Source organism: Vitiosangium sp. GDMCC 1.1324, from assembly GCF_003044305.1.
Taxonomy (GTDB): Bacteria; Myxococcota; Myxococcia; order Myxococcales; family Myxococcaceae; genus Archangium.
The window spans coordinates 1,056,969-1,071,143 of the sequence record NZ_PZOX01000001.1; the positions used below are offsets into that span (position 1 = coordinate 1,056,969).

Here is a 14,175-nt window from a genome sequence, read left to right on the forward strand (position 1 = left end):
GGGAGCCCCCATGCTGACCTCCGACGTCCGGCTCGCACTGACCTTCGATGACGTGCTCCTCCTGCCGGCCGAGAGCGACGTGCTGCCTCGAGATGCCAACCTTTCGACCCGGCTGACGCGCAACCTGCGGCTGAACATGCCGCTGCTGTCCGCGGCGATGGACACCGTCACCGAGTCCCGGACCGCCATCGCCATGGCGCAGGAGGGGGGCATCGGTGTCATCCACAAGAACATGACCCCCGAGCAGCAGGCGCTCGAGGTCCTGAAGGTGAAGAAGTTCGAGAGCGGGATGGTGGTGGATCCCATCACCGTCGAGCCGCAGGCGCCGCTGGCCCGGGTCCTGGAGTTGATGCGGCAGCACAACATCTCCGGCATCCCCGTGGTGCAGGGCCGCAAGCTGGTGGGCATCATCACCAGCCGCGACGTGCGCTTCATCACGGACCTGGGCCAGAAGGTGGAGGCGGTGATGACGCGCAAGCTCGTCACCGGCCGCGAGGGCCTCAGCCAACTCGAGGCCCAGCAGCTCCTGCACGAGCACCGCATCGAGAAGCTGCTCATCGTGGACGAGCAGTTCGAGCTCAAGGGGCTCATCACCATCAAGGACATCGAGAAGCGCCGGGCCCGGCCCAACGCGGCCAAGGACGCCAAGGGCCGGCTGTTGTGCGCCGCGGCCGTGGGCGCCTCCGCGGACCGCGAGGCCCGGATTGACGCGCTGGTGAGGGCTGGCGTGGACGTGATCGTCATCGACACCGCCCACGGCCACTCCCGGGGGGTGATCGACGCCGTGCGAGACACGCGCAAGAACTTCCGGGGCTTCGAGCTGATCGCCGGCAACGTGGCCACCGCGGCGGCCACCCGGGCGCTCATCGAGGCGGGCGTGGACGCGGTGAAGGTGGGCATCGGTCCCGGCTCCATCTGCACCACGCGCGTGGTGGCCGGCGTGGGCGTGCCCCAGCTCACCGCCATCGACGACTGCTCGCGCGAGGCGGACAAGCACGGGGTGCCCGTCATCGCAGACGGAGGCGTCAAGTACTCCGGCGACATCGTCAAGGCGCTCGCCGCCGGGGCGAGCACGGTGATGATCGGCTCGCTCTTCGCGGGCACCGAGGAGGCGCCGGGCGAGGTCATCCTCTACCAGGGCCGCAGCTACAAGAGCTACCGCGGCATGGGCTCGATGGGGGCGATGAAGCAGGGCGCCAAGGATCGCTACTTCCAGTCGGACGTGGAGGCGGTGAAGCTCGTCCCCGAGGGCATTGAAGGCCGCGTCCCCTACAAGGGCAGCCTGGCCATGAACATCCACCAGATGATGGGCGGGCTGCGCAGCGGCATGGGCTACGTGGGCTGCGCCACCATCGACGAGCTGCGCGCCAAGGCCCAGTTCGTGCGCATCACCTCGGCCGGGCTCAAGGAGAGCCACGTGCACGATGTGATCATCACCGAGGAGGCGCCCAACTATCGAGTGGAGTAGGGCGCCTGGGAGGTCCGCTTCCGGCCTACTTGCCGCGCTTGCGGCCGGTGGTGGCCGGGGCGGCGGCGGGCTCGTCCTCCTTGGCGGGAGCCACGCGCTTCTCCGCGTTGAGCACGCGGCCCAGCAGCGCCTCCTTGTCATCCGGGCTCAGCGTTTCGATGGCCTGGCGCAGGGTGGTGAAGTCCAGCCGGGCCACCGTGATGTTGTTGCCACCCTTGACCTCCTGCACGGTGGGCACCTCCACCAGCTCGCGCACGTAGGTCTCGAACTCCACCTTCACGTCCGCGGTCTGCTGGATGCAGGCCTCCCGGGCCGCCACCAGCTTCTCGCTGCCCTCGGTGTAGTTCAGGTCCGGGTTGCGGTTCATCGCCTGCTCGAAGGTCGCATTGCGCTTCATCAACGAGGTGTAGAGGTCGATGTAGCTCATCACCCGGTCCGCCTCCGGACGGTTGACGTTTCGGGCCTGGGTGAGGGCGTCGCCAGTATCGTCGCAGTGCACCTTGCTCAGCGCGGCGGCATCCGGGGTTCCGCCTCCGGCCGAGAGCGAGGGCGACTCGCGATCCAGGCGCTCCTCCGAGGACATCTCCTTCACGCAACCGGTGGTGGTCAACAACAAGACGGTTGCAACGGCGGGCAGGCGCATCCAGGACCTCGTCGAGCGGGACTTAATGGTTGATTTCCGAAAGTTTGTAGCGGTAAGGGCCGCATCCGTCAACGCGCGCCCCCTATGGAGAGTGTGGTGGATATTCACGCTGAGAAGGTCCTGATCCTCGATTTCGGGAGCCAGTACACGCAGCTCATCGCCCGCCGGGTGCGAGAGCTGGGCGTGTACTGTGAGATCCACCGTCCCGACCTGCCCGCGGAGGACATCCGCCGCTTCGCTCCGCGCGGCATCATCCTGTCCGGAGGGCCGGCCTCGGTGGAGGCGCCGGGCTCACCGCGGTGCGATCCCTACGTCTTCGACGCGGGGCTGCCGGTGCTGGGCATCTGCTACGGGCTCCAACTGCTCTCCAAGTTGCTGGGGGGGAAGTTGGACCGGACGGCGCACCGCGAGTTCGGAGCGGCCGAGGTGGAGGTGCTGTCGGCACGAGGCCCCCTGGCTGCGTTCCAGCAGGGGGAGCGGGTGAAGGTGTGGATGAGCCACGGAGACCGGGTGGACGCGCTACCGCCGGACTTCGAGTCCATTGGCCGCAGCGGCAACTCGCCCTTCGCGGCGGCGGCGCACAAGAGCAAGCCCATCTACGGCCTGCAGTTCCACCCCGAGGTGGTGCACACCCCCCAGGGCAAGGAGATGCTGCGCGCCTTCCTGTTCTCCGACTGCAAGGTGAGCGGAAACTGGACGATGAAGGGCTTCATCCAGGAGGCGGAGGAGGCCATCCGCCGCCAGGTGGGTGAGCACGGCCGGGTCATCTGCGGGCTGTCGGGTGGCGTGGACAGCTCGGTGGCGGCGCTGCTGCTGCACCGGGCGATTGGCGCGCGGCTGCAGTGCATCTTCGTGGACAACGGCCTGTTGCGGCAGGGCGAGCGTGCGCAGGTGGAGGCGCTCTTCGTGGACCGCTTCCACGTGCCGCTGAAGACGGTGGATGCGCGAGCGCGCTTCCTGGAGAAGCTCGCCGGCGTGACGGATCCGGAGAAGAAGCGGAAGATCATCGGCCGCGAGTTCATCGGGGTGTTCGAGGAAGCCGCGCGAGAGGTGCAGGGCGCGGAGTTCCTGGCGCAGGGCACGCTGTACCCGGACGTGATCGAGTCCGTGTCGTACAAGGGCCCGTCCGTCACCATCAAGAGCCACCACAACGTGGGCGGGCTGCCAGAGAAGATGAACCTCAAGCTGGTGGAGCCGCTGCGCGAGCTCTTCAAGGACGAGGTCCGAGCGTTGGGCCGCGAGCTGGGGTTGCCGGACGAGATGGTCTCCCGGCAGCCGTTCCCGGGGCCGGGTCTGGCCATCCGGGTGCTGGGGGACATCACCGAGGAGCGGCTGGAGCTGGTGCGCCGCGCGGACGCGATCGTCCAGCAGGAGATCCGGGACGCGGGGCTGTACAAGGAGCTGTGGCAGGCCTTCGCGGTGTTGCTGCCGGTGCAGAGCGTGGGCGTGATGGGAGACGAGCGCACCTACGAGTCCACCTGCGTGCTGCGCGCGGTGACGAGCGTGGACGGCATGACGGCGGACTGGGCGCGGCTGCCGTACCCGGTGCTCGAGCGCATCTCCACGCGCATCACCAACGAGGTGCGAGGCATCAACCGCGTCGTCTACGACGTCTCCTCCAAGCCGCCCGCGACGATCGAGTGGGAGTAACCGCCGATTGGGAGTAGTCGCTCGGCGAGGGTGGTGAGCGGGAAGAACAAAGGGGCTGCCCGGGAAATCCAGGCAGCCCCTTCGTCTTTTCAGGGTGATGTCAGAAGGGTGCTACAGGTTGAAACAGGAGGGGACTACAGGCCCGGGCTGGCCTTCACGGTGGGCGTGGAACCGGGGCGCAGCTCCTCGATGACGCGGTCGGCCTTGTAGACCTTCTTGAGCGCCTCGATGAGGGCCTCGCTGTGGACGGCGACGGTGCGGTTGACGCTCTCGTCGAAGCCATAGTCACCGCCGAGCGACTGGATGTTGCCGTCGAACACCAGGCCGACGATCTTCGCGTCCTTGTTGATGACGGGCGAGCCCGAGTTGCCGCCGATGATGTCGTTGGTGGTAACGAAGTTCATCGGGGTGGAGGCCGTCAGGTCCTTCTGCGCGGCGAGCCAGGTCTTGGGCAGGGCGAAGGGATCCTCACCGGTGTGCCGGTCGAAGGTCCCGCCCATGACGGTGATGGGCTCCACCTTCTTGCCATCCTCCATGTAGCCCTTCACGGCGCCGAAGGACAGGCGCAGGGTGCCCGTGGCGTCCGGGTAGATGCCGGTGCCGTAGACCTCGAACTTGGCCTGGGCGATCAGCTCGCTGTTCTTGCGCACGACGGCCTCGACCTGCTCCTCGTACGTCTTGCGGATGGTGCGGGCATCCGGGTCCACGAGCGCCGCCAGCTGGATCATCGGATCCTTGGAGGCCTGGATGGCCTGCTTGCCGCCCTTGTAGAGCTCCTCGCGGATCTTCAGATCGGCCAGGGTGGAGCCCTTGACCACGCGGGCGGCCAGCGATGCAGGGGACTCCTTGCCGAGCACCTTCTTCACGAACGGGTGATCCGGCCCCAGCTCCTCACGCAGCTTGGTGAACGAGAACGTCAGCTGGGCGATCTCCAGCTCCGGGTAGATGGGCGCCTTGCTCAGCAGCTGGTTCTTGAGGGTGACTTCGTTGGCGTCGTTGAACCCGCGCAGACGCTCCGTGTCCGGCTTGGTGCGTTCCTCGGCGGAGCGCACCAGGGTACGGGCGATTCCGAAGAGCTGCGAGTTGATGCCGCCGGCCTCCATGGCCTCGTATTCCTTGCGGATGTTGCGCTGGGTGTCCTGGGCGCGGGCGATCTCGTCCCAGGCGGCGCCGTACTTCGCCTTCATCTTCGGATCCGCGTCGATCTTCTTGCGCAGCTCCTGCTCGGCGGCGACCTTCTGGGCGAAGAAGTTCTTGTCGACCAGCTGCTCGTGCTTGCCCTTGGTGGACTTGAGGCCGTTCTCCACGCCGAAGAGCATGTTGCTGGAGATTCGCTTCTGCTCGGGGCCGCGGTTCTGGAACTCGGTGATCATCCCGCGGATTTCAGACATCTTGAAGAGCTGCTTGGGCAGGGCCACGTCCCGCAGGTACTCGAGCTGCGCCACGGTCAGGCCGCGCGACGTCCTGCCCGGGTGCCCGGAGACGAAGGTGAGCTCGCCTTCCTTGGCGCCCTTGTCGGACCACTTGAAGTAGTTGTCGATCTTCGCGGGCTTGCCGTCCTTGTAGACGCGCACGAAGGTCACATCCAGGTCGTACCGGGGGAACTCGAAGTTGTCCGGGTCGCCGCCGAAGAAGGCGATGGCATGCTCGGGGGCGAAGACGAGCCGGACGTCCTGGTAGCGCTGGTACTTGTAGAGGTTGTACTTGCCGCCCTGGTAGAGCGTGACCACTTCACACCGGACGTCGGTGCCGGTGGTGCAGGCCTTCTCCAGCTTGGCCATCTCGGCCTTGAGGGTGTCGGCGTACTGCTTGCCGGTGAGGCCCTTGGTGGCGGTGTTGAGCTGCGCGGTGACGTCGGAGATCTCGACGAGCTGGCTGACCTCCATGGCCGGGCACTGGAGCTCCTCGGCCTGGGTCTTGGCGTAGAACCCGTTGGCGATGAAGTCCTTTTCGGCGGTGGAGAGCTGCTGGATGCAGCCGCGGGCACAGTGGTGGTTCGTCATCACCAGGCCCTCCGGGGAGACGAAGCTCGACGAGCACCCGTAGCCGAACTTGGCCGAGGACAGACGGACCTTGTTGAGCCAGTCCTGGGAGGGCTCGAAGCCGTACTTCTCCTTGAGCTTGGCGGAGGGGAAGTTGTTGTACGTCCACATGCCCTCATCGGCGAGCGCGGGGGTGGCGCCGATCAGGGATGCGACGATGAGCAGACGCTTCATGGAGAGAGATTCCTTTCCGGGATCCGGAGGTGCGGCGGGTTTGTCCTGGGAACCGCCAGTCCCGGTCAAGCGGGGAGAAAATTCCCGGCGCCTGAACGTCTGAGGGGCACTTTGATTTCCGAAGTCCGGGGAGTGCGGCGATGACGCGGCCCGTCGCGCGCCAGTGGTCATGTGGAGGGGATGGGGGAACGGGCCAGGGCCGGCCGCGAAGCCAGGGCCGGAGACCCCAGAGAGACCGCGCGGGCTTAGTTTACATAACGCATCTTATCCGACTCTATGTCAGAGGGAGACGGGGTGTCGTCGGCCCGTTCCCGGAGCTGTTTTCAGGCCCCGGGAATGCGAATCCGGACCCCCTCCGGGATGGCGTCTTCCAGCACCAGGTTGCCGGCTTTCGCGCTTCTCCGTCCACCAGGTTGCCGGCTTTCGCGCTTCTCCGTCTGGGCGTTGAGACATAGGGTCTGCAGCCCCTATGCGACTCCTCCGTTTGAGCTTCGCGATCTGTGCGGCCTCGCTTGTCGTGGCCGGATGTCCCAAGCCCTCTGCCCCCACCAACGACGCGGGCGTCACCGCCGAGACCGAACCGGACACGGGTGTCGTCGATGCGGGCCCTGGCCCCGCGTCCTTCACGCTCCAGTACGCGCTCGCGGATGCCGGGATGGAATCCATTCCCCTCGCTGGCGAGGAAGAAGGACGTCCGCTCATCGATCCCACATCAACGCTCGAGCTGCGCAGTACGCTGGGCCTCCGCAACTACCGCGTGCGCCTGTTCGACGAGGCCGAGCGCGCCATGGTTTCGGACGACTCCGCGGACGACTCGCCCAACGGGCTGCTGTACCGGGTCTCCCTGCCCACGCCGCTCAAGACCGGCCACAAATACACGCTGGTCATCGACGCGCAGACCGGCACGTCGATGACCGATTCCCAGGGCCGCGAGGTTCCAGACGTCCGGATTCCCTTCCAGGTCTCCGGCGAAAAAGAAAAGCCATCGCCGCCGCAGCCCGCGAAGAAACAAAAAAAGCGCCGGCACTGAGCGCACCTGCTCAATGCTCAGTCTTCCGAGCCGGTTCCTCCGGGAAGACATCCGGTTCAATCACGTCCGCGGACTCGCGTAGCAGTTCCGCCTCCTTCACGGCGACGAGCACCTCCCGCGCGGCCTCCGGTCTCCCGTACGAGCGCCCCTGCACCACGAGGAACTCCCGGAGCGCGTCCCTCAGCTCCAGTCCGGACTGGTAGCGCTCGGCTGGATTCCGCCGGAGCGCCCGGTGTGCCACGGCTCGCAGCGGCTCGGAGATTCCCTGGGTGGCCCGCTCCACGTCCTCCGGTCCGAACCGCTCGATGCGTGCCGCCATCTCCGCGATCGGGACCCAGCTCGGCTCCTCGCAGCGCACCTGGGCCAGTGCCGCGGATGCAGGCCCCGCCGCTCGCGCCGCCTGCTCCACGCCGTCCAGGTCGAACAGGTGCTTGCCCGTGAGGAGCTCCAGCATCACCAGTCCCAGCGAGAACAGATCCGAGCGGTGGTCCACCTTCTCCAAGCGCATGCGCTCGGGGGCTGCATACGCGATGTCCCCGCGCAGCACGGAAGCCGTGGTGGCCTCCCGCCCGGGCAACAGCGAGTACGCCACGCCGAAGTCCACCAGTTTCACTTCACCGTTGGAGCCCACCCGGATGTTTTCCGGGCTGATGTCCCGGTGGACGATGCCCAGGGGCCGACCGTGCTCGTCCGTTCGCGTGTGCGCATGGTGGAGCGCATCCGCGACCTCGGACACCACATGGCACACGAAGGCCTCGGACATGAGCCGCTGTCGCATGGCCGCGATGCTCAACACCGTCTCCAGCGAGCGGCCCTCCACGTACTCCATCACCACGTAAGGCAGGCCCCCATGCAGCACCAACTGGTACACCTTCGCGATGCCCGGATGGTCGAGCCGGTATGCCAGTTGGACCTCTTCCTTCAGCCGCTGCTGCTGCTTTTCGCTGACCGGCCGCGACAGCCGTTTGATGATCACGGAGCCCGCGGGCCCCTTCGCGTAGCGACGCTGGGCGAGCAGCAGCTCGCCATTGTTCTTCCGTCCCAATTTGCGGACGAGCTCGTAACGGGTCCCATCCACGGAGAATAGAAGCCGGGGGTGGTTCGAGGACTCGGGCCTGTCGACGGACATTACGGGCTCTCCTTCGCGACGCCAACGCCGCGCCAGTGAATACCGGAGGTAGGGCCCAGACGCCGAACCTCCAGCGTCAGCCACCCTACCAGACCGGGCTGACACGGCCGCCCGACCTCTCCCCTCGGATTGGAGAGGGCGTCAGTCCTGCCGCAGATCGCGATCCTGGGCGCGCACCCGCTCGAGCACCCGCAGATCCCTCTCCGTGGGTCCCAGCTCCAGGATGAGCCGGCTCACGTCGTAGAGGACCTCGCCCCGTTCGAACACGGGCACCCGGGGCTCGGAGTCCATGTTCAGCTCGTCCAGGGCCCGGTTGTACGCCTTGTCCATCAGCGACCGGAGCTGGAAGGAGTCATAGAGGTTGTATTCCACCAGGAAGCGCAGTGCCTCCACGTCCCCGCGCTCGCGGTAGGCCCGCCACAGCAACACCGCGTCCCATCCGTTCACGCCCTTCATGTGCGGCGGCCGCCCCAGCCCCAGCTTGTCCTCGATCTCCTTCAGTCCGCCGCCCATGCCCAGCCGCCGGCACACGAAGCGCAGGTCGATGTGCGCGTCCGGCGTCGGGAAGCGTTTGCCAAAGTACTGGCGCAGCACCGGCACGTCGAAGCACGAGCCGTTGAACGTCACCCACAGCCGCCGCTCCGCCATGGCCTCCGGCAGTTCGTCCATGTTGCGGCCCTGGATGAAGACGCGCAGGCCGCCCTCGTCGAACAGTCCCACCACCGTGGGCACCTGCTCCTGGGCGCCGTCCGTCTCGATATCGAAGTAGACCGCGTCGTGCGCGAACTCGGGGTACAGGCGCCAGTGCTCTCGTTGGGGCACCATGGCCGCCAGGCCCTTCAGATTGCGCTGCTCCAGGGCCTCGCGGGCGAGTGCCAACCGTCGACGCGCCGCCTCGTCCAGCTTCTGGCCGAGCACCACCCCGTTCCCAGGAAAGTCGTCCCAGGTCTGGATGCCCCGGGCCCACAGATCCTTTTCCTTCCAGGGACCCACACCTGAAATCAGCTGGAACGTGCGCCGCAGCATCAGCCCAACGGGCCCAGCCTGCCCGCCACCAGGTCCTCCAGGGGCGGAATGTCCGCCTCGCAGAACGGCAGCGCCTGCATCTCCGCCGGCGTCAGGAACGCCAGGGCGTTCGCTCCCAGCGTCTTCGGTTCCCCCGACTCCAGCCGCGCCGCGTATAGCGCCAGCTCCACCGTCAGGTCCGAATACTCGTGTGTCCCCACCCATAGCCGCCTCCCCACATGGAGCTGCACGTCCAGCTCCTCCCGGCACTCCCGAGCCAGTGCCGCCGGCTCGGACTCCCCGGGCTCCACCTTCCCTCCCGGGAACTCCCAGAGGAGTCCCCGGCTCCCGCCCGGCAACCGCTGCTGCACCAGGAATCGTGAGTCATCCCCGGGCTGGGGGATGAGGGCGGCCACCACGCGGACCGCCCTCTTCGCCGCCCCCTGCGTCAACCGCTCCTCCCGTTCAGCCGGAGGGCGTACAGGTAGCCGTTGTTGGACAGGACGTACGCCTTCGCGCCCACCACCCGTGGCGGGGCCGAGACCCCTTCTCCCGGGTTCCACGCCATGTGCGACCGGCCCGTGCGCGGGTCCACGAAGAGCAACGAGCGCTGTGCCGGTACCAGAATCATCCCCTTGACCAACACCGGCTCGAGCGCCGCCCGTTCCTGGAGGGTCTGCGACCAGAGTTGCCGTCCGCTGTCCGCCAGATAGGCATCCATGCGGTCATCCCCCGTGGCCACCACCACGCCCGCGTGCACAATCACCGAGGTGATGCCCTGCGCCACCGAGTTCCACACCACGTCACCCGTCTCGGCATCGAGCGAGTAGAGGCCGCCCGCGTATGACGCGGCGAAGACGTGGCCGGACTCGTCGAGCGCGGGCGTGGTGTCCACGTCCAGGAACTGGGTGGCGCCACCAGGCGCCAGCGCCTTTTCCCACCGCGCGCTGCCGTCCGTCAGATCCAACGAGACCAGGGTGCCGTCGGAGAAGCCCACCCAGGCCGTCTGCCCACGCACCGCCGGCGTGGACGCCCGGTGGATGGTGAAGCCCGTGGGCGGATCCCTCCGGTACAGCCACGCCAGCGCTCCCGAGTCCCGCTTCACCGCGAACAGGGTGTCACTCTGCGAGGCCACCAGCACCAGCTCGCCCGCGAGCACCGGCTCCGTCGCCAGCGCCTCGCCCGAGGCGTACTTCCACTTGGGCTCGCCCGTCTTCCCGTCCAGCGCGTACAGCACGCCGTCCGTGCCCGGCACGTAGACGATGCCGTCCTCCACCGTGGCGCCCGCGTAGAAACGGGTGCCCACCTGGAAGCGCCAGGCTTCCCGGCCCTCGGTGGTGAAGCTCCGGACGTAGCCGTCCCGGGTGAGCGTGATGATGCGCTCGTTCTTCGAGTCATAGGCCGGCCGCGCCTGCTCGCGCGGGGCGTACTCGAGCAGTGAGGGTGCGACGAGCTGCGACCACCAATCCACCGAGAAGAAATGGTGTGGCGGCTGCACCGGGGCGCCGGTGACCGGGTTGCCATACACCGGCACCGTGCTGCATCCGCCGAGCAGACCCGCCGCCGCGAGCCCACCCACCCAACGCTTCCACCGGCTCGCGATCCTCATAGGTCTGCGTCTACCCCGCGTCCTGCGCCTGGGCGGCCGCCGGAGCCGTCTTCGGCTCGGGCACTTTCACGCCCTGCGCCGCCAGCACCGCCAGCCGCTCGGTGGCCATCCGTCCCGCCGCCGTGTTCGCCTGCGAGGCCTTCAGATCCGCCAGGATCTGCGCCGCCTCGTCCTTCTTGCCCTGCGCCACGAGGATGCGCGCCTGGTGGTACTGCCCCATCCCCTGCAGGAACTCGCCCGAGTCCACCTTCGCCATCTCCTGGAAGGACGCGAGCGCCTGATCCAGCTGGCCCTTGGCCTCGTGGGCGTAGCCCTGACCCTCGTAGGCCGAGGCCATCAGCGGATCCTTCTTGTTGGCTTCCTTGGTGTACTCACCAAAGGAGGCCAGCGCCCCGTCATAGTCGCCCAGCCGGTACTGGGCCTTGCCCAGCGGCAGCGCCGCCGTCACCGCGGCGTCCGTGCCCTTGTGGGCCGCACGGAAGTCGCTGAGCGACTTGACGATGCCCTCGTCCTTCTCCTTGTCGGACTTGAAGGGCGGCTCTTCGCCCGGAGCCGCCTGCAGCTGCTCCGAGGTCACCACCACCGGGCGACCCAGCACCCCCAGCGCGCTGCCGAGCTGCTTGGAGGCCTGCTCCTCGCCCCGGTTGGAGAAGTAGTGCACCAGGGCGGCAACCAGGCCGCCCACGATGACCACGGCCACCGCGGCGCCGATGATCTGGCTCCGCTTCATCAGCCAGTCGCTGGCCTCGGCGCCGTACAGCTGGAAGGCATCCGGAGCACGAAGCTCCTGTTTCGTCATCTTCTCGGACTTCTCAGCCACGGTGGTTCGTACCTCTCTCGGGGGTCGAAGGGCGCGCAATCTAAAGAGCGCGCACCGGCAGTGTCAACGCGGACAACCCTCAATGCTTCCCGGCCAGCTTGGGCCGCCTGCGCGCCTCGCGCTTGGCCTTGCCCGGCCGCTCCCGGAAGAACAGCCGGATGGGCACTCTCAAGTCAAACGTCTTGCGCAACTGGTTGGTGATGTACCGCTTGTACATGTCCGGTACACCGTCCGGCCGGTTGCAGGTGAGCGCGAACGCGGGAGGCGCCGTGCCTACCTGGGCTATGTAGTACACCCGGAGCGGCCCCCGTCCCACAATGGGCGCCGGGTGGTTCTCCGAGATGTGCTCCAGCAACCGGTTGAGCTGGGGCGTGGGCGCCCGGTAGCGGAACTGGACCGCCAGCTCCACCGCCAGCTCCAGCACCTTCTCCACCTTCGCCCCGGTCAGCGCCGAGGTGAACACGATGGGCGCATACCCCACGAACTTGAGCGAGTGCTTGAGCTCCTCGCGGAAGATCTCCTGCTTGCGCTGATCCGTGCTGATGAGATCCCACTTGTTCACCACGATGACCAGCGCGCGGCCCTTCTCCTCGGCGATGCCGGCCAGCTTCGCGTCCTGGTCCACCGCCGGCTCCGTGGCGTCCATCAACAGCACCGCCACGTCGCTGCGCTCCATCGCCTTGAGCGCCGCCACCACCGAGAACTTCTCCACCCGGTGGGCGATCGTCTTCTTGCGCCGGATGCCGGCGGTGTCCGTGAGGATCACCTGCCGCTCCTTGTACGTCAGCTCCGAGTCGATCGGATCCCGCGTCGTGCCCGGCACCTCGCTGGCCACCACCCGCTTCTCCTTCAGCAGCGCGTTGACCAGGGTGCTCTTGCCCACGTTCGGCCGGCCAATGATGGCCACCCGGATGGGACGCTCCTCCTCCTCCTCGGCGGGCGCCTCCTCCTCGCCCTCCTCCCCCCGCTCGGCGCGCTCCTCGGCCTCGGCGGCCTTCTTCCGGGCCTCGAGCTCCTCCTCGGACAGGGGCGGCAGCTTGCCCACCACCGTCTCCATCATCGAGCCCACGCCCAGGCCGTGCTCGGCGGAGATGGGGAACACGTCGCCCAGGCCCAGCTTGAAGAACTCGGAGGCGTGCGCCTGGACGGTCTGGGACTCGCTGTCCAGCTTGTTGGCGGCCACCACCACCGGCTTGCCGCTCTGGCGCAGGTAGGTGGCCACCTCCTGGTCCGCCGCGGTCAGCCCGGCCCGGGCGTCCGTCACGAAGATGATGGCGTCACACTCCTCCACCGCCAGCTGCGCCTGCTCGCGCACCTGCTGCAGCAGGGAGTCCTTCTCCCCGGGCACGAATCCGCCCGTGTCGATGATGGTGAGATCCCGGCCCTCGTACTCCACGTCCCAGTACTGCCGGTCGCGGGTGACTCCGGGGATGTCCTCCACCAGGGCGATGCGGCGCCTGGCGAGGCGATTGAAGAGCGTGGACTTGCCCACGTTCGGGCGACCCACGATGGCGACCAGAGGCTTCATGGCGTACTTCCTACTCGTAACCCAGCTTCTTGAGGCCCTCGGGACGCTCGCTCCAGCGAGGCTCCACCCGGACCCGTAGCGAGAGGTACACGTGCGCCCCCAGCAACCGCTGGATGGATTTGCGCGCGTCCGTCCCGATCGTCTTCAGCATCTGCCCCTGTTTCCCGATGATGATGGCCTTCTGGCTGTCGCGCTCCACGTAGATGGAGGCGGCAACCCGGATGAGGCCCGCCAGCTTCCCGGGGGGCGTTCCAGGGGGCGGCTCACGCTCGGACTCGTCGAAGAAGTCCACCAGCACCGCCGTGGAGTACGGAATCTCCTGGCGGCAGTGCCGGAGCACCTGCTCGCGGATGTACTCCGCCACCAGCGTCTTCTCCGCCTGGTCCGTGAGCACGTCCTCGGGGAAGAGCGGCTCTCCCTCGGGCAGGTGCTGGAGCACCGCCTGGAAGAGATTCTCCACCCCGTCGTCCTCCTTCGCGGAGATGGGCACTACCTCGGCGAAGGGGAACTCCCTGCGGTACAGGTCGATGAGCGGCAGCAGCACCGGCTTGGGCACCGTGTCGATCTTGTTGATGACCAGGAAGGTGGGCTTGCCCGCCTTCTGCAACCGCTCGAGGATGAACCGGTTGCCCGGACTCACCTCGGGTTTCTCCCCGCCCGTCGGCTCGATGACGAAGAGGACCAGGTCCACCTCGTCGGCCGCCTGCAGGGCCACGTCCACCATGTAGCGGTTGAGTTCCCCCTTGGCCTGGTGGATGCCGGGGGTGTCGAGGAAGGCCACCTGCCCCTCCGGCCGCGTCACCACGCCCAGAATCCGGTTCCGGGTGGTCTGCGGCTTGGGGGAGACGATGGCGAGCTTCTCGCCTGTGAGTTGATTGAGCAGCGTGCTCTTGCCCACGTTGGGACGACCAATGAGCGCGGCGAACCCGCTGCGGTGTGTCTGAGGAGCCATCTAATGCTTCGAAGGTCGAAGGTGATCAGGGAGCCCCCTTCTCGGGAGCGCCCCATGGACTACATAGAACGTCTGGTCCGCCGTGAATTCCGACGGGCAGGCGGACAGCCGCCTCCATGACGGCA

12 protein-coding genes are annotated in these 14,175 nt (G+C 67.5%); 3 read left to right on the forward strand and 9 right to left on the reverse strand.

Annotation, left to right across the window (positions count from 1 at the left end; all coding sequences use genetic code 11):
* Positions 1–10 precede the first annotated feature (10 nt).
* Positions 11–1,468, forward strand: coding sequence for an IMP dehydrogenase (guaB, locus tag DAT35_RS04045; RefSeq protein ID WP_108065514.1), 1,458 nt, complete (start codon positions 11–13; stop codon positions 1,466–1,468).
* Positions 1,469–1,493: 25 nt separating this feature from the next.
* Here the strand turns inward: guaB and DAT35_RS04050 are convergent, their stop codons facing one another.
* A complete protein-coding gene (locus tag DAT35_RS04050) occupies positions 1,494–2,111 on the reverse strand; it encodes a hypothetical protein (protein WP_108065515.1) in 618 nt (205 codons plus the stop codon).
* 84 nt (positions 2,112–2,195) lie between these two features.
* Here DAT35_RS04050 and guaA point away from each other — a divergent pair, with 84 nt between their 5' ends.
* Positions 2,196–3,761, forward strand: a complete 1,566-nt coding sequence (guaA, locus tag DAT35_RS04055; RefSeq protein WP_233261284.1) for a glutamine-hydrolyzing GMP synthase — start codon at positions 2,196–2,198, stop codon at positions 3,759–3,761.
* A gap of 134 nt (positions 3,762–3,895) precedes the next feature.
* Here the strand turns inward: guaA and DAT35_RS04060 are convergent, their stop codons facing one another.
* The gene (locus DAT35_RS04060) at positions 3,896–5,977 is read right to left on the reverse strand and encodes a S46 family peptidase (RefSeq protein ID WP_108065517.1); all 2,082 of its coding nucleotides are present in this window, start codon (positions 5,975–5,977) and stop codon (positions 3,896–3,898) included.
* Between the two features lie 469 nt (positions 5,978–6,446).
* Here DAT35_RS04060 and DAT35_RS04065 point away from each other — a divergent pair, with 469 nt between their 5' ends.
* Positions 6,447–7,007, forward strand: a complete 561-nt coding sequence (locus tag DAT35_RS04065) for a hypothetical protein (protein WP_108065518.1) — start codon at positions 6,447–6,449, stop codon at positions 7,005–7,007.
* Between the two features lie 10 nt (positions 7,008–7,017).
* Here DAT35_RS04065 and DAT35_RS04070 read toward each other — a convergent pair whose 3' ends face one another.
* The 7 genes from DAT35_RS04070 to era form a co-directional block, all read right to left on the reverse strand.
* On the reverse strand, positions 7,018–8,136 hold the full coding sequence (locus DAT35_RS04070; protein ID WP_108065519.1) for a serine/threonine-protein kinase: 1,119 nt from the start codon (positions 8,134–8,136) through the stop codon (positions 7,018–7,020).
* 141 nt (positions 8,137–8,277) lie between these two features.
* Positions 8,278–9,162: a ribonuclease H-like domain-containing protein gene (locus DAT35_RS04075; protein WP_108065520.1), complete on the reverse strand. Its 885-nt coding sequence runs from the start codon at positions 9,160–9,162 to the stop codon at positions 8,278–8,280.
* Positions 9,162–9,593: a (deoxy)nucleoside triphosphate pyrophosphohydrolase gene (locus DAT35_RS04080; RefSeq protein WP_108065521.1), complete on the reverse strand. Its 432-nt coding sequence runs from the start codon at positions 9,591–9,593 to the stop codon at positions 9,162–9,164. The genes DAT35_RS04075 and DAT35_RS04080 overlap by 1 nt, the downstream gene beginning before the upstream one ends.
* The gene (locus DAT35_RS04085) at positions 9,590–10,750 is read right to left on the reverse strand and encodes a PQQ-binding-like beta-propeller repeat protein (RefSeq protein ID WP_108065522.1); all 1,161 of its coding nucleotides are present in this window, start codon (positions 10,748–10,750) and stop codon (positions 9,590–9,592) included. Before DAT35_RS04085 ends, DAT35_RS04080 begins: the two co-directional genes overlap by 4 nt.
* Positions 10,751–10,760: 10 nt before the next feature.
* Entirely contained in the window at positions 10,761–11,570 is an 810-nt protein-coding gene (locus DAT35_RS04090) for a tol-pal system YbgF family protein (protein ID WP_369945051.1), read from the reverse strand.
* 79 nt (positions 11,571–11,649) lie between these two features.
* Positions 11,650–13,098 (reverse strand): ribosome biogenesis GTPase Der, encoded by a 1,449-nt coding sequence (der, locus tag DAT35_RS04095; RefSeq protein WP_108065523.1) that lies wholly within the window; start codon positions 13,096–13,098, stop codon positions 11,650–11,652.
* A gap of 10 nt (positions 13,099–13,108) precedes the next feature.
* Positions 13,109–14,050 (reverse strand): GTPase Era, encoded by a 942-nt coding sequence (era, locus tag DAT35_RS04100; RefSeq protein ID WP_108065524.1) that lies wholly within the window; start codon positions 14,048–14,050, stop codon positions 13,109–13,111.
* Positions 14,051–14,175: the final 125 nt, after the last annotated feature.